Origin of the sequence: Achromobacter sp. ES-001, assembly GCF_019448355.1 — a bacterium.
In the GTDB taxonomy this organism is placed as follows: domain Bacteria; phylum Pseudomonadota; class Gammaproteobacteria; order Burkholderiales; family Burkholderiaceae_B; genus Achromobacter; species Achromobacter spanius_B.
In genome coordinates this window covers 1914721-1929453 of the sequence record NZ_CP079940.1, presented here as the reverse complement: position 1 = coordinate 1929453, position 14733 = coordinate 1914721, and the positions used below count along the sequence as shown (strand labels likewise).

General features: G+C 66.7%; 9 protein-coding genes. 3 read left to right on the top strand and 6 right to left on the bottom strand.

What is annotated here, in order from left to right; genetic code table 11:
• Window positions 1-51: 51 nt before the first annotated feature.
• Entirely contained in the window at window positions 52-4101 is a 4050-nt protein-coding gene (hrpA, locus tag KYT87_RS08640; protein ID WP_219992011.1) for an ATP-dependent RNA helicase HrpA, read from the bottom strand.
• Window positions 4102-4318: 217 nt separating this feature from the next.
• Between hrpA and argA the strand changes: the two genes are divergently transcribed.
• The 3 genes from argA to KYT87_RS08625 all read left to right on the top strand — a co-directional run bounded on the left by argA (window position 4319) and on the right by KYT87_RS08625 (window position 8149).
• Complete coding sequence (argA, locus tag KYT87_RS08635; protein ID WP_046805463.1) at window positions 4319-5677, top strand: amino-acid N-acetyltransferase; 1359 nt, start codon at window positions 4319-4321, stop codon at window positions 5675-5677.
• 113 nt (window positions 5678-5790) lie between these two features.
• Window positions 5791-6063 carry an oxidative damage protection protein gene (locus KYT87_RS08630; protein WP_006218476.1) on the top strand — a complete coding sequence of 91 codons (273 nt, stop codon included), beginning with the start codon at window positions 5791-5793 and terminating at the stop codon, window positions 6061-6063.
• Window positions 6064-6199: 136 nt separating this feature from the next.
• Complete coding sequence (locus tag KYT87_RS08625) at window positions 6200-8149, top strand: phosphocholine-specific phospholipase C (protein ID WP_219992010.1); 1950 nt, start codon at window positions 6200-6202, stop codon at window positions 8147-8149.
• Between the two features lie 93 nt (window positions 8150-8242).
• Here KYT87_RS08625 and phoU read toward each other — a convergent pair whose 3' ends face one another.
• From phoU to rmuC, 5 genes are all read right to left on the bottom strand, one after another.
• Complete coding sequence (gene phoU / locus KYT87_RS08620) at window positions 8243-8965, bottom strand: phosphate signaling complex protein PhoU (protein WP_046805464.1); 723 nt, start codon at window positions 8963-8965, stop codon at window positions 8243-8245.
• A 133-nt stretch (window positions 8966-9098) separates the two neighbouring features.
• The gene (gene rpiA / locus KYT87_RS08615) at window positions 9099-9779 is read right to left on the bottom strand and encodes a ribose-5-phosphate isomerase RpiA (protein ID WP_219992009.1); all 681 of its coding nucleotides are present in this window, start codon (window positions 9777-9779) and stop codon (window positions 9099-9101) included.
• A gap of 39 nt (window positions 9780-9818) precedes the next feature.
• Entirely contained in the window at window positions 9819-11525 is a 1707-nt protein-coding gene (locus tag KYT87_RS08610; RefSeq protein ID WP_219992008.1) for an isovaleryl-CoA dehydrogenase, read from the bottom strand.
• A gap of 20 nt (window positions 11526-11545) precedes the next feature.
• Entirely contained in the window at window positions 11546-13075 is a 1530-nt protein-coding gene (locus KYT87_RS08605) for an amidase (protein WP_219992007.1), read from the bottom strand.
• 112 nt (window positions 13076-13187) lie between these two features.
• Window positions 13188-14609, bottom strand: a complete 1422-nt coding sequence (gene rmuC, locus KYT87_RS08600; RefSeq protein WP_219992006.1) for a DNA recombination protein RmuC — start codon at window positions 14607-14609, stop codon at window positions 13188-13190.
• Window positions 14610-14733 lie beyond the last annotated feature (124 nt).

Genomic DNA, 14733 nt, shown 5'->3' with positions numbered 1-14733 from the left:
TCGGCGGGTGGCCCGCGCCACCCGCCCCCCTCAAGCCCCCCCAAGCCAGCCTCAGCGCTTGAGCGATTCCCAGCTTTTCATCAGCCGCTTTACCGAAACCGGCATCGGCGTGCGCAGCTCTTGGGCAAACAACGCCACCCGCAATTCCTCAAGCAACCACCGGAACTCGTCCAGGCGCGGGTCCGGCGCCCCCTTCAGCGCCGACCGTGCCCGCTGATATTGCGTCAGCAGCGGCGCCATTTCGGCCACCAGCTTGGCGTCGCGCGCCGGGTCGGCACGCAGCTTGTCGATACGCGCCACGGCGGCCTTCAGGTAACGCGGGTAGTGCGACAACTGGGCATAAGGCGTGTCGCGGATGAACCACTTGGGCATCAGCGCGCTTAATTGCTGTTGCAGGTCGGCGTAGGCGGACGCGTGCGGCTTGGCTTGCGGCAGCTTGCGCTGCACGGCGGCGTACTCGGTCAGCACCGCGCCGGCCAGCCGCGCAACCTCCTGGGCCAACAGCCCCAGCCTGCCCTTGCCTTCCGCGCGGCGTGCATCGAACTGCTGCTCGTTCACCGGCCACGGTTCGGCCAGGCAGGCCTGGCCCAGTGCGCAGTCGATGATCTGGTCGCGCAATTCTTCCTGCGTGCCCAGCGTCATGTACAGCATGCTGATCTTGGTCAGGTCAGCCAGGTTCTTTTCCAGGAACTTGACCTGCTCGCGCAGGCCCAGACGGAACAGCCGCAGCAGGCCGGCGCGGTGATGCTTGCGCGCCTCGTCAGGGTCGTCGAAAACGTCCAGGTCGCAATGCGTGCCGCGATCCACCAGCGCGGGATAGCCGATCACCGACTGGCCACGCCGCTTGATCTCCATGATTTCCGGCAAGGGGCCGAACGACCACGTCGTCAGGTTTTCGTGCGCCAGCGCCTGGGCCACCTGCGTATCGCTGGCGGCCAGTTGCTGGAACGTGGCCTGCGCCTGCTTGCCGAATTCAGCCCGCAACTGCGCCAGGTTGCGCCCGGCCGCCAGCATGCGACCGTGTTCGTCCACCACGCGAAAGTTCATGAACAAGTGCGCGGGCAAGGTTTCCAGCTTGAAGTCGCCCACGGCCGGACGCACCTGCACCTGGTCCCACATGTCGGCAATGATGGCCTCGACCAAGCCTTGCTGCGGATCGGCCTGGCGTTCAAACCAGCGGTCGTAAAAGCCGGCCGCGTAGTCAGGCAACGGCACGCAATGGCGACGCAGCTTTTGCGGCAACGACTTCAACAGCAAGTGGACCTTTTCCTTAAGCATGCCGGGCACGAGCCATTCGCAGCGCGCCGGGTCGATCTGGTTCAACGCAAACAAGGGCACCGACAGGGTCACGCCGTCGCGCGGGGAACCGGGCTCGAAGTGATAGTCCAGCGCCATCGTCACGCCCTGCCATTCCACCTTTTTGGGGAAGACATCGGTGGTGACGCCCGCGGCTTCGTGGCGCATGAGCTCGTCGCGCGTCAGCATCAGCTTGGCGGCGGCGGCCTTGTCCAGGCTGGACACCCACTTTTCCAGCGTGGCCGTCTGCGAGATATCCGCCGGCAGTTGGCGGTCGTAGAAGGCGAAGATCAGTTCGTCGTCCACCAGAATGTCGGGGCGACGCGTCTGATGTTCCAGCTTTTCGATGCCGGCGATCAGCTTGCGGTTGTGCGCCACGAACGGCAGGCGCGTGTCGATCTCGCCGGGCACCAGCGCCTGGCGGATAAAGAGCTCGCGCGCCTGCGTCGGGTTGACGCGCCCGTATTGAATGCGTCGGCCCGTGTAGATCGTCAGGCCGTACAGCGTGGCGCGCTCGTTGGCCACCACCTGCCCGGCCTTCTTTTCCCAGCGCGGGTCCGACCAATTCCTGCGGATCAGGTGGGCACCCACCTTTTCCAGCCACACGGGGTCGATCCGCGCCACGCAGCGCGCATACAGGCGCGTGGTCTCGACCAATTCAGCCGCCATGATCCAGCGGCCGGCCTTCTTGACCAGGCGCGAGCCCGGATGGATGTGGAAGCGGATTTCGCGCGCGCCCTGATAGTGGCCGCCTTCATCGCTTTTGAAGCCGATATTGCCCAACAGGCCGGACAGCAGCGCCAGATGCAGCTGTTCGTAGGTGGCTTCCGTCTGGTTCACGCGCCAGCCCTGCTCGCCCACCAGCGCGGCCAGCTGCGTGTGCACGTCGTGCCATTCGCGCAGCCGGATCGGCGACAGGAAGTTCTGCCGCAACAAGCCCACCAGCTTGCGCTGGGACGCCTTGTGCTGCACCTGTTCGCCATACCAGCGCCACAACTTCAGGAAAGAAATGAACTCCGATTTGTCATCGGCGAACTTGGCGTGCGCGGCCTCGGCGGCTTCGCGCTCTTGCATGGGGCGGTCGCGCGCGTCCTGCACCGACAGGGCCGACGCGATGATAAGCATTTCGGCCAGACATTGGTGTTCGCGCGCGGCCAGGATCATGCGGCCGATGCGCGGGTCGACCGGCAGCTTGGCCAGTTCATGGCCGGTTTCAGTCAGCACGAACGACGCGCCGGTGCGGGTCGCCTCGCCTTCGCCTTCGTCGTCGGATGCGGAGGCCAGTTCGATGGCGCCCAGCTCTTGCAGCAGATGGTAGCCGTCGGCCACCGCGCGGCCTGGCGGCGCCTCGACGAACGGAAACTGCTCGATATCGTCCAGCTTCAGCGACTTCATCCGCAGGATGACGGACGCCAGCGACGAGCGCAGCACTTCCGGGTCGGTGAACGGCGCCCGGTTATTGAAGTCCAGCTCGTCGTAGAGTCGGATGCACAGGCCCGGCCCCACGCGGCCGCAGCGGCCGGCGCGCTGGTTGGCCGACGCGCGGCTGATGGGCTCGATGCGCAGCTGTTCAACCTTGTTGCGCCACGAATAGCGCTTGATGCGCGCCAGCCCGCTATCGACCACGAAGCGGATGCCGGGCACCGTCAGCGAGGTCTCGGCCACGTTGGTGGCCAGCACGATGCGCCGCGCATTCGTGCGCGGGTGGAAGATCTGTTCCTGCTCGGCCTGCGATAGCCGCGCGTACAGCGGCAGCACTTCGGTGCCGGCCGGATGGCGCTTGCGCAGCGCTTCGGCCGATTCGCGGATCTCGCGCTCGCCGGGCAAGAACACCAGCACGTCGCCCGGGCCGTGCCGTGCGCACTCGTCCACGGCGTCGACTATGGCGTCGATCAGGTCGCGTTCTTCGTCGCCCGACATGCGTTCGCGGTCGCGGCCCGGCTTGGCGGCCGGCGCGGCGGCGTCTTCGGCCGGTTCTTCCCGCACGGGGCGATAGCGCACTTTCACCGGGTACAGCCGGCCCGACACCTCGATGACCGGGGCGGGCTTGTCTTCCGAGGCGGCAAAGTGCTTGGCGAAGCGGTCGGCATCGATGGTGGCCGACGTGATGATCAGTTTCAGGTCCGGGCGGCGCGGCAGCAGCTGCTTCAGATAGCCCAGCAGGAAATCGATGTTCAGGCTACGTTCGTGCGCCTCGTCGATGATGATGGTGTCGTAGCGGCGCAAAAGCGGATCGCGCTGCGACTCGGCCAGCAAGATGCCGTCGGTCATCAGCTTGATGGACGCGTTGGGGCCGGTGCGGTCGTTAAAGCGCACCTGGTAGCCCACCACTTCGCCCAGGGGCGTGTTCAGCTCTTCGGCAATGCGCTTGGCGACCGAGGTGGCGGCCAGGCGTCGGGGCTGGGTATGGCCGATCATCTTCTGACGGCCCCGGCCCAGTTCCAGGCAGATCTTGGGCAACTGCGTGGTCTTGCCCGAGCCGGTTTCCCCGCTGACGATCACCACCTGATGGCCCGCGATCGCGCGCGCGATCTCCTGCCGCCGCGCACTGACGGGCAGGTCTTCGGGGTAGGTCACGGCAGGAATCGGCCGCTCGGGGCGATCCGCGCGTGCAGGCCGCTCGGGACGCTCGGGACGTTCGGGACGTTCGGGACGCTCTACGCGCGCCGGGCGTTCAGGACGTTCGGCGGACGCTGGCCTTGCGGGCCGGCGGGGCGCGCGGGCGGCCTCGGCCGGGGCGGCAGGCGCGTCGGGGGCCCCCGGGGAAGCCGCTTTGGGCGCCCGCGGGCGAGATGAATCAGGCATGTACGATAGTCCGGTTAGCCCGGCATTATAAATTTCTCTGGCGCCCCTGCCGGCGACCCCTTGGGAACGCATCGAAATCCGGCACTAAATTAGCCTTGATTTTCCGCCTGCGCCCCATCCCGTGGGCCATATAATTTCGCCACGCCGTCATGCGACGGCGCTATGACGCGGCAAGGCGCCGCGTTTTTACCGACTCTCAGGAATCCCTCCGCCCATCATGCCCGACCTGGAACCAGACACCGTCTCCGCCCTTGAAGCCCCGGAATTCGCACCCGCCCAATTCGTCCGATGGTTTCGAGACGTGGCGCCCTATGTGCATGCTTTCCGAGGCAAGACGTTCGTGGTGGCGTTTGGCGGCGAACTGGTTCAGGCCGGCGCGCTCAATGCGCTGGTGCAGGACTTGTCGCTGCTGTCGTCCCTGGGCATCCGGCTGGTGCTAGTGCACGGGTCCCGGCCCCAGGTCAATGAACAGCTGCGCCTGAAGGGCTACACCCAGCAGTTCGACCGTGGCCTGGCCCCCACCGACGCGGCCGCGCTGGAATGCGCCAAGGAAGCCGCGGGCGAAATCCGCCTGGACATCGAAGCCGCGTTCAGCCAGGGCCTGCCCAACACGCCGATGTCGCATGCGCACATCCGCGTCATTTCCGGCAACTTCGTCACCGCCCGCCCCACCGGCGTGCTCGAAGGGGTGGACTACAAGCACACCGGCCAGGTCCGCAAGATCGACGTCGAGGCATTGAAGTTCGCCATCGAAAAAGGCTCGTCCGTGGTGCTGCTGTCGCCCCTGGGCTTCTCGCCGACGGGCGACGCGTTCAACCTGGCCATGGAAGACCTGGCCACCAGCGTCGCCGTGGCCCTGCGCGCTGAAAAGCTGATCTTCCTGTCGACCTCGCAAGGCGTGCTGAACGATGACGGCACGCTGGACACCGAACTGGCGCGCGTGGATGCCGACGCGTTGCTGGCCGGCGGCGAACTTGACGAGGAAACGCACGCTTTCCTGCAATACGCGTCGCTGGCGGTCAAGCGCGGCGTGGCGCGCGCCCACTTGCTGCCCTTTGCGCTGGACGGCAGCGTGCTGCTTGAAATCTTCACCCACGACGGCGTGGGCACCATGGTGGTCGAAGACACGCTGGACGATTTGCGCGCCGCCACGATCGACGACGTGGGCGCCATCCTCAGCCTGATCGAACCGCTGGAAGCGGACGGCACGCTGGTGCCGCGCCCGCGCAGCGTGATCGAGCGCGACGTAGAAAACTTCACCGTGCTGGAGCACGACGGCGTCATCTACGGCTGCGCGGCGCTGCACACCTTTGCCGACGAGCAGATGGCCGAGATGGCCTGCCTGATCGTGCACCCGGAATGGCAAGGCTCGGGCGAAGGCGAAATCCTGCTGCGCCATATGGAGTCCCGCGCACGCGCTTCCGGCGCCAAGCGCTTGTTCGTGCTGACCACGCGTACGTCGCACTGGTTCATGAAGCGCGGCTTCGTGCAGGGCGGCATTGCCGACCTGCCCCGTGAAAAGCAGAACAACTACAACCGGTCGCGCAACAGCCTCGTCTTCATCAAGAAGCTGTGACGCTGCCGGCGGACCGTTCCCGCCGTACCGTCCCCAGCGTTCGAAGGGGCTTGGCGCCCTAGCCGCGCCAAGCCCGCTAAAATACGGCGTTATTCCTTATTCGGCAGCGAACCATGTCCCGTATCGTCAACTGTGTGAAATTGAAGCGTGAAGCCGAAGGGCTGGATTTCCCCCCCTACCCCGGTGAACTCGGCACGAAGATCTGGCAGAGCATTTCCAAGGAAGCCTGGGAAGAATGGAAAGCCATCCAGACGCGCCTGGTCAATGAAAACCGCCTGAACCTGGCTGACGCCCGCGCCCGCAAGTACCTGAAAGAACAGATGGAGCGCTTCCTGTTCGAAGACGGCACCGTCGAAGCCCACGGCTACGTTCCGCCGTCGGCCTGATCCGGCACTCCGCGGCCCATCACGAAGCCCCTCGTTCGCGAGGGGCTTTGCATTTTGGCTCGCTGCCGCGTGATCACGGACACGCAAGCTGAAGCTGCCCTTAAGATCGAAGTTTGCCGGCCGTATTAATGCTGTCATGAAAGAAGAATCGCGCTTGCCTCTCCCCGCCGATCCGCCGTCGTCCATCCAGCGCGCCATGCAGATCGAACCCGATCGCCAGACGGGTACGCTGCGCGATGTCCGGCACGTTGTCATCCTGATGCAGGAAAACCGGTCGTTCGATCATTATTTCGGCACACTGCCTGGCGTGCGAGGCTTTGCCGATCCGCATCCCGTGCCCACCATCGCCGGCAACGTGCTGACGCAGACTGACGGCGCGGCCACCTGCCGGCCTTATTCGCTGCGCGCCGAACATGCCAGCGACACGCCCGTCGGCTATATCACGCCGCACACCTGGATGGATGCGCAAGACGCCTGGAACGACGGCCGCATGGACCACTGGCTGCCGGCCAAGGGCCGCCTGGGGCTGGGCGCCTACACCAGCCAGGACGTGCCGTTCCAGACCGCCCTGGCCAACGCATTCACGGTGTGCGACGCCTACCACTGTTCATTGCACGCGGGCACCAATCCCAACCGCCTGTTCCTGTGGACGGGCACGAATGACCCCACCGGCACCGCCGGCGGCCCGGCGCTGGTGAACACCTACGACCGGCTGGGGCCAGCCACAGAAGGCTATGGCTGGACCACCTACCCCGAACGCCTGCAAGACGCCGGCGTGGACTGGCGCATCTACCAGGACATGGCCGACAATTTTCACGACAATCCGCTGGCAGGCTTCCGGCAGTATCGCCAAGCCTACGCCAACAGCGCCGAATCGGCGCCGCTGCGCGACCGCGCCTTGTCCACCCACACGCTGGATGACCTGGCGCGCGACGTGGCCACCGGCCAGTTGCCGGCCGTGTCGTGGATCATCGCGCCCACGGCCGATTCGGAACATCCCGAAGTGTCGTCGCCCAGGCAGGGCGGCGCCTACACCGAGCGCGTGCTGGACATCCTGACCGGCAACCCCGACACCTGGAGCCGCTGCGTTTTCCTCGTTACCTATGACGAAAACGATTGCTTCTTCGACCACGCACCGCCGCCGGCGCCCCCCGCGCGCCACGACGATGGCTATTCGGGCGGCCTGTCCACGGTGGAACTGGACGGCGAATACCACGATGCCCGATGCGGACCCAGCGCCGCGCCGGAAGATCCTGCCGCCCTGCACGGCCGCGCTTTCGGGCTGGGGCCGCGCGTGCCGATGCTGGTGGTTTCGCCCTGGAGCCGAGGCGGCTGGGTCAATTCGCAGGTGTTCGATCACACCTCGGTGATCCGCTTTCTGGAAGCGCGCTTTGGCGTGGCCGAACCCAACATCAGCGCATGGCGGCGGGCCGTGGCGGGCGACCTGACATCCGCTTTCGACTTCAGCGGCGACCGGGGCCCGCATCATCCCGACAGCAACCGCCACGCCTGCGCCCTGCCGTACGCGCTGGAAGCCGTGGGCCGCATGACCGCCGATGCCGAGCACTATCGGCTGACCCTGCGCAACCCCGGCAGCGCGGCGGCTGTGCTGCACGTCTACGATCGCCACGACCTGGCGCGCGCGCCCCGCCGCTACACCATCGGCCCCGGCGCCCGGCTGGACGATGGTTGGCGTCTGGGCACGGGCGGCGCCTACGATCTATGGCTGCTGGGTCCGGACGGCTTCCATCGCCAATTCAAGGGCGATGCGCAAGATGCCGGCATGCTGGAAGCGCAGCTGGTGCCGGTAACTTCCGGCCTGCGCATCCGGCTGGTCAACCACAGCGATACGCCGCAGCCGGTCAAGCTGGAATCGAACATGGGCGACGGTTGGCGCACGATGGCGCACGTGCAGGCGGGCGGCGCATTGGAGCTGAAGTATGTGGGCTGCGAAGGCTGGTACGACGTGCAGGTCAGTGCGCCTGCCCTGCCGGCTTTCGGGCGCAGGCTTGCGGGGCGTATCGACGCCGGCAAGCCCGGCGTGCCCGACCCCCGGCTATGCCAGGGCGCCGTGCTGCCGCTGTAGCGCGGTGCGCCGCAGTGCGATGCGGGCCATAAAAAAACCCGGCGCGATGTGCCGGGTTTTGTCTATTCGCCTGCGTGGCCGCAAGCCGTTGGTTTACGCGTCCTCTTCCGACTCTTCTTCACCGCGCGCCAGGCGCTCGGTGTTCTTGACGCCCGTGTGACGCACGTCCGCGCCCTTGACCATGTAGATCACGCGTTCGGACATGTTCTTGGCATGGTCGCCAATGCGTTCCAGCGCACGCGCAATGAAGATCATGTCGATGGCGCGCGAAATGGTGCGCGGGTCTTCGATCATGTAGGTGATGAGGTGGCGCAGCGCGCCCTTCCATTCCTTGTCCACTTCCTTGTCGCTGCGCACGACGGCGGCGGCCTGGATCGGGTCAAGGCGCGCAAACGCGTCCAGCGCCTGATGCAGCATGGTGCGCACCGCGGCGGCCATGTGGCGCAGCTCAATCACCGGGATGTGGCGCAGTTCGGCTTCGTGGATGCGACGCGCCACGGTGGCAACTTTCTCGGCCTCGTCGCCCGAGCGTTCCATGTCGGTCAGCATCTTGGACACGGCCATCAGCATGCGCAGGTCGATCGCGGTGGGCTGGTGGCGAGCAAGGATGCGGCTGATGCTCTCGTCGATCTCGACTTCGTGGCGGTTGACTTCTTTTTCCCGCTCGCGGACTTTTTCCACCAGCGACAGGTCGCCGGTGGCCAGCGCGTCGATCGCTTCCTGGATCATGGCTTCCACCAAGCCGCCCATTTGCAAGAACTGCGAACGGACGCTTTCCAGATCGGCGTCGAACTGCTTGTTTGTATGCTCCGTCATCCGGGCTCCCTGCGTGGTTGATCTCATTGCATTGCCCCGAAATAAGAGAGTTACGAGATGGGCCTGCACAACCGGCAAGGTTATGACCCAAGTGTGACAGGATTATGAATCAAGGCCGGGCAGCCCGCCAACGTTACGCCGCGCGGTCCAGGCGGCGGATGCCCGATTGCGTGGCCAGCAGCGCCACGTCGGCGCCGGCCAGGGCGAATAAACCGCAGGTGACCACGCCGGGCAGGTTGTTGACCCGCGCCTCGAACGCGCGCGCATCCGAGATAGCCAGGCCCGACACATCCAGGATGATGTTGCCGTTGTCGGTGACGAATCCCTCGCGCAGGCGCGGCTGCCCGCCCAGGACCGTCAGGGCGCGGGCAACGGATTCGCGCGCCATCGGAATCACTTCCAGCGGCAGCGGAAACTTGCCCAGCGTCTGGACCAGCTTGGATTCGTCGGCGATGCAGATGAAACGTTCAGCCACCGAGGCCACGATTTTCTCGCGCGTCAGCGCGCCGCCGCCGCCCTTGATCATGGACAGGTCCGCGTCGATTTCGTCGGCGCCGTCCACGTAGATGGGCATGGTCGACACATCGTTCAGGTCCAGCACCTTCAGGCCGTGACCCGCGAGGCGGGCCGCGCTGCGCTCCGAGCTGGCGACGGTGCCGCCGATGCGGCCCTTGAAACGCGCCAGGCCGTCGATGAACAGATCGGCCGTAGAGCCCGTGCCCACGCCGATGATGACGTCCGGGCCAGCGACCTGTTCTACGAATTGCAGGGCGGCGTCGGCGGCTTGTTGCTTGAGTTCTTGCTGGGAGAGCATGGCGGGAAGAATGCGGGAAGGTTGTTCAAGCCAGGAAATTTAGCATGCGGCGGCGGGTGGCCAGGCACGCGCCAGGATCGCGGCTGTATCGGTGTCCGGCCCCAGTTCGCCGAACACCCCGCCGCCCGCTTGCAGCCGGCTGGCCACAAAGGCCTCTGCAACGGCCGCGGGCGCATGCTGGATCAGCAATGCGGCCTGCCACAACCGCGCCAGGCCGCAGGCGATACGGCGTGCCTGGAATTCGGCCTGTGCGGGGTCGGCCAGCAGCGCGCGCCACGCCGACAGAGCGCGCGCAAAGGCCGCATGGCCGGCGGCCGGCGCGAATTCGCGATCCAACGCGGGCATCGCGTCGGGCTCGCGTTGCAAGGCGCGCAGCACATCCAGCGCCATGACATTGCCCGAGCCTTCCCAGATGGAATTGACGGGCGCCTCGCGGTACAGGCGCGGCATCGGCCCTTCTTCCACATAGCCGTTGCCGCCCCACACTTCCATGCATTCCGCGATGGCGTTGATGGCGCGCTTGCACACCCACAGCTTGGCGGCGGGCGTGCCCACCCGCACCAACGCGCGGGCCTGCGCGTCAGCGCGTTCGTCCACCGCGCGGGCCAGCCGCAGCGCCAGCACCATCGCCGCCTCGCTTTCCAGCGCCAGGTCGGCCAGCACATTGCGCATCAGCGGCTGCGCAATCAGCGATTTGCCGAAGGCATGCCGATACTGCGCATGATGCAGCGACTGCACTACCGCCTGACGCAGCAACGCCGCGCTGCCCAGCACGCAGTCCAGCCGCGTGGTGGCCGCCATTTCCAGCAGCACCGCCAGGCCGCGCCCCGGCTCGCCCACCATCACGCCCCAGGCATTTTCAAATTCGACTTCGGCGCTGGCGTTGCTGCGATTACCCAGCTTGTCTTTCAAGCGGCGTACCCGAATGGCGTTGCGCGGCCCGTCCGGTATCCAGCGGGGTACGAAAAAGCAGCTGAGCCCTTCGTCCGTCTGCGCCAACACCAGATGGGCGTCCGCTTGCGGCACCGAAAAGAACCACTTATGGCCCACGAGCTGATACGCATTGCCCCGGCCCGGCGTGCCCAGGGGCGCCGCGCGGGTGGTTGCGGCGCGCAGGTCGGAGCCGCCCTGCTTTTCGGTCAGGCCCATGCCGATCAACGCGCTGCGCTTGGCGGCCAAGGGCGCGTCCGCCGGATCGAAGTCGCGCGAATACAGCGCGGGCAACCATTGCCCGGCGAATTCCACCGCGCCGGCGGGCTCACGTTGCAGCAGCGGCACGGCGGCGAACGTCATCGTGGTGGGGCATAGCGTGCCGGCTTCAACCTGCCCTTGCATCAGATAGGCGGCGGCGCGCGCCACCTGTGCGCCGGGCGTCGGTTGCGCCCAGGCGCGGCTGTGCAAGCCGCGCGCCAGGATGCCGCTCATGAGCAGGTTCCAGGCCGGGTGAAATTCCACGTGATCGATGCGGTGCCCGCCACGGTCATAGGCAATCAGCCGGGGCGGGCAGCGGTTGGCTTCGTGCCCGGCCTCCAGGGTTTGCGCGCGCCCCAGCCACGCACCGTGCGCGGCCAGGTCACCGTGCCAGGCCTGCGCGCCTTCGCGCCGCACCGCTTCCTGCAAGGCGGGGTCGGTGTCGTACAGCGAATAGTCTTCCAGCACGGGAACCTGGTTCTGCACGGTGTGCGTGGAAAACGTGGCGGACGAGGCAGACGCGGCCGACGTAACCCGCGTGGCAAAGGAAGACATGGCGGCTCCTGAATAAAAGGCTATCTGGCCATGGGCGCCACCTGTGCCCATGGCCGCAAGGCTTCAACCTGCGCCGCCAATTCCAGCAGCAACGCTTCGCTGCCCAAGGGGCCCATTACCTGGATGCCGATGGGCAGGCCGTCGGACGACATGCCGAACGGAATCGAGATGGCGGGCATGCCGGTCAGGTTGGCCAAGGGCGCGAACGGCGAATAGCCGATCACGCCCTTCTTGCCCAGACGGTAGGCCAGGTAGTCGGCGTTGTCCATGGCGTAACGGCCCAGTGGCGCCGGCGGCTGTGCCAACACCGGGCTGAGGAAAAGATCATGCCCCTGGGCGCCATCGCGATGCAGGAAGCGGCCGATGCGGCGAGTGATTTCGTGGCAGGTGTCCACGCACGCCACGTACTGCGCGCCCGAAATGGCCCGGGCGTATTCCCGCGCGCCCAAGGTGGTGGGTTGCAGTTCGTCGGCGGCCAGCCGGCGCCCGCGCGCGGCCACAAAGCCGTCGATGGCGTTGGCGGCGGCGCTGGCAATAAGCGGAAGCATGGGTGAAAGCACCTCTTCCGAGCCCACGGGCGGCAACGCCGGCACCAGCTCGTGCCCCAGCGACGCAAAAAAGCGCGCGGCTTCATCCACGGTGGCGGCAACCTCGGGGTGGATGGCCCCGCCTTCATAGGTGGTGTTGATGAAGGCGATGCGGCGGCGCGGCGCGTTGTGCGGGTCGGCGGCAACGCGGGCAACGACCGCCCGGTACGACGGGGTGGCCAGCGCGGGCGCGGCGTAGGGCGCGCCCACGTCGGCTCCTGCGCTGATGTCCAGCGACGCGGCGCAATCACGCACCGAAATCGTCATCATGTGTTCGGTGGCCAGGCCGCCCCACCCTTCGCCCTTCAACGGCCCCAAGGGCATCAGCCCGCGCGACGGCTTCAAGCCCAGCACGCCGCAGCAAGAAGCGGGGATGCGGATGGAGCCACCGCCGTCGCTGCCGTGCGCGATTCGCACCATGCCGCTGGCCAGCGCCGCGCCCGCGCCGCCGCTGGAACCGCCCGCGCTATGGCCGGCCTTCCAGGGGTTTTGGGTGGCCGGCCCGTAGACGGGAGATTCGGTGGTGGGGCTCAGGCCCAATTCGGCGCTGGTCGTGCGGCCGAACGGAATCAGCCCGGCGCGGCGGTAACGCTTGACGATTTCGGCATCCACGTCCCATTGCACGTGCCCGTACAGCACCGACCCCATGGCGCTGGGCAAGCCCAGCGCCGCCGTGCCCAGATCCTTGAGCAAAGTCGGCACGCCCAGGAAGGGCCGGGTGTCCAACTGCGCCCGCCGTTGTTCCGGGGACAAGGCGGCAAGCTCTTCGTCCAGCGCCTGGGCCAGCCGCAAGCCGGTCTCGGCCTGGACGCCGCAGGCGGCGTTGATGGAGGGATTGCGCGCCGCCACCCGCTCCACGGCCTGCCGCATTGCAGCAAGCGCGGTAGTGACCCCCTGGGCGATATCGGCGCCCAGCGCCGTCGCGTCGAGGGATGAGGAATCATGGCGGTCAGCGGTGCTCATGCTTGCGATGCTCCAGGGGTTCGACGGCGACATGCCGCACACGCCAGGATATCGACAGTCCGGCTCAGCAACAAGCCGGCGCCGCAAGCGGGGCCGGCGCCATGTCGGCCGACTACGGCTGGCTGGCGTTGGAAGACGGCCGTTGGGCGGCATCGTCGGTGCCGTCGAAGTCAGCGTCGTCGCCGCCGTCCCCGTTGTCTGCCCCATCCGCGCCATCCGCCAACAAGCGCAACGCATCCGCTTCAGGCAGCGCTTCAACGTTCCGCAGGTTTTTCAGCATGGCGCGGGTACGCACTTCCGTCTGGCCGATCTTGTTGCTGGCCGTGTCCAGCGTCTTCTTCACGCTGGCCAGCGCGTCGCCGAACTTGCCGAATTCGGTTTTGACGGCGCGCAGCACCTGCCACACCTCGGACGAGCGCTGCTCGATCGCCAACGTGCGAAAGCCCATCTGCAAGCTGTTCAGCAGCGCCGCCAGGTTGCTGGGACCGGCGACGTTGATGCGCAGGTCGTGCAGCTTGTCCAGCAAGCCGGGGCGGCGCAGCACCTCGGCGTACAGGCTTTCCGTGGGCAGGAACATGATGGCGAAGTCCGTCGTATGCGGCGGCGACACGTATTTACCGGCAATCAGCCGCCCTTGCAGTTCCACGGCGCGGCCCAACGCGGCGCCCGCGGCCTTCACGCCTTCCGCGTCGGCCGCGTCCTGCGCATCCATCAGGCGTTCGTATTCTTCCTTGGGAAATTTGGCGTCGATCGGCAACCAGACGGGCTCGCCGCCATCGCCACGACCCGGCAATCGGATGGCGAATTCGACCACCGCGTCGCTGCCCGGCACCGGCTTGATGTTGCTGGCGTATTGGTCGGGCGTCATGTTGTCTTCGATCAGCCGGGCCAACTGCACTTCACCCCAGGTGCCGCGCGACTTCACGTTGGTCAGCACGCGTTTCAGATCGCCCACGCCGGCGGCCAGGGCCTGCATTTCGCCCAGCCCCTTATGCACGGCTTCCAGGCGGTCGGACACCAGCTTGAAGGATTCGCCCAAGCGCTGCTCCAGCGTGGCGTGCAGTTTTTCGTCCACGGTGCGACGCATCTCGTCCAGCTTGGCGCTGTTGTCGGTTTGCAGGGATTGCAGGCGCTGGTCGACGGTGGCGCGCACCTCCATCAGGCGGCGTTCGTTGATCTGGATCAGCCCTTGCAACTGCTCGCCAAAGCCGGCCGCGAAACGGGCCAGCGACTCGGCCGATTCGGCGCGCGCGGCCTGCGCGTCGCGCGCCAGGCCGGCGCGCAGTTCGCCCTGCGACTGCCCCAGCTCCACTCGCAACGCGCGGGTCGACTCCGAAAATTCGCTGCGCAGGCCACGCTGGCCTTCCGCGATATCCGCGCGCAGCGCGCGTTCGGTTCTTTCCAGGCCTTCCAGCAGCGCATCCAGCCGCGCATGATCGGCCGACGGCCGCAGCCACGCCAACAAGGCCGCCACACAAGCCAGCACCGCGCCACCCGCGGCGACCCAAAGCAGAATGTCATTCAAAACAGGCATCTCCAAAGGCGCAAATTGTAGGCCGCATCATCGTCGCGTTGTAACCAAACGACAAGCGGTGTCGCATGCCGCCCAACGCCGCCGTCCCAACGGGATTAAACTTCCCGAACCCTGAACACAACGT

Coding starts and splice junctions, on each gene's coding strand:
- hrpA (WP_219992011.1), bottom strand. CDS start 4,101: ATGCCTGATTCATCTCGCCCGCGGGCGCCCAAAGCGGCTTCCCCGGGG.
- argA (WP_046805463.1), top strand. CDS start 4,319: ATGCCCGACCTGGAACCAGACACCGTCTCCGCCCTTGAAGCCCCGGAA.
- KYT87_RS08630 (WP_006218476.1), top strand. CDS start 5,791: ATGTCCCGTATCGTCAACTGTGTGAAATTGAAGCGTGAAGCCGAAGGG.
- KYT87_RS08625 (WP_219992010.1), top strand. CDS start 6,200: ATGAAAGAAGAATCGCGCTTGCCTCTCCCCGCCGATCCGCCGTCGTCC.
- phoU (WP_046805464.1), bottom strand. CDS start 8,965: ATGACGGAGCATACAAACAAGCAGTTCGACGCCGATCTGGAAAGCGTC.
- rpiA (WP_219992009.1), bottom strand. CDS start 9,779: ATGCTCTCCCAGCAAGAACTCAAGCAACAAGCCGCCGACGCCGCCCTG.
- KYT87_RS08610 (WP_219992008.1), bottom strand. CDS start 11,525: ATGTCTTCCTTTGCCACGCGGGTTACGTCGGCCGCGTCTGCCTCGTCC.
- KYT87_RS08605 (WP_219992007.1), bottom strand. CDS start 13,075: ATGAGCACCGCTGACCGCCATGATTCCTCATCCCTCGACGCGACGGCG.
- rmuC (WP_219992006.1), bottom strand. CDS start 14,609: ATGCCTGTTTTGAATGACATTCTGCTTTGGGTCGCCGCGGGTGGCGCG.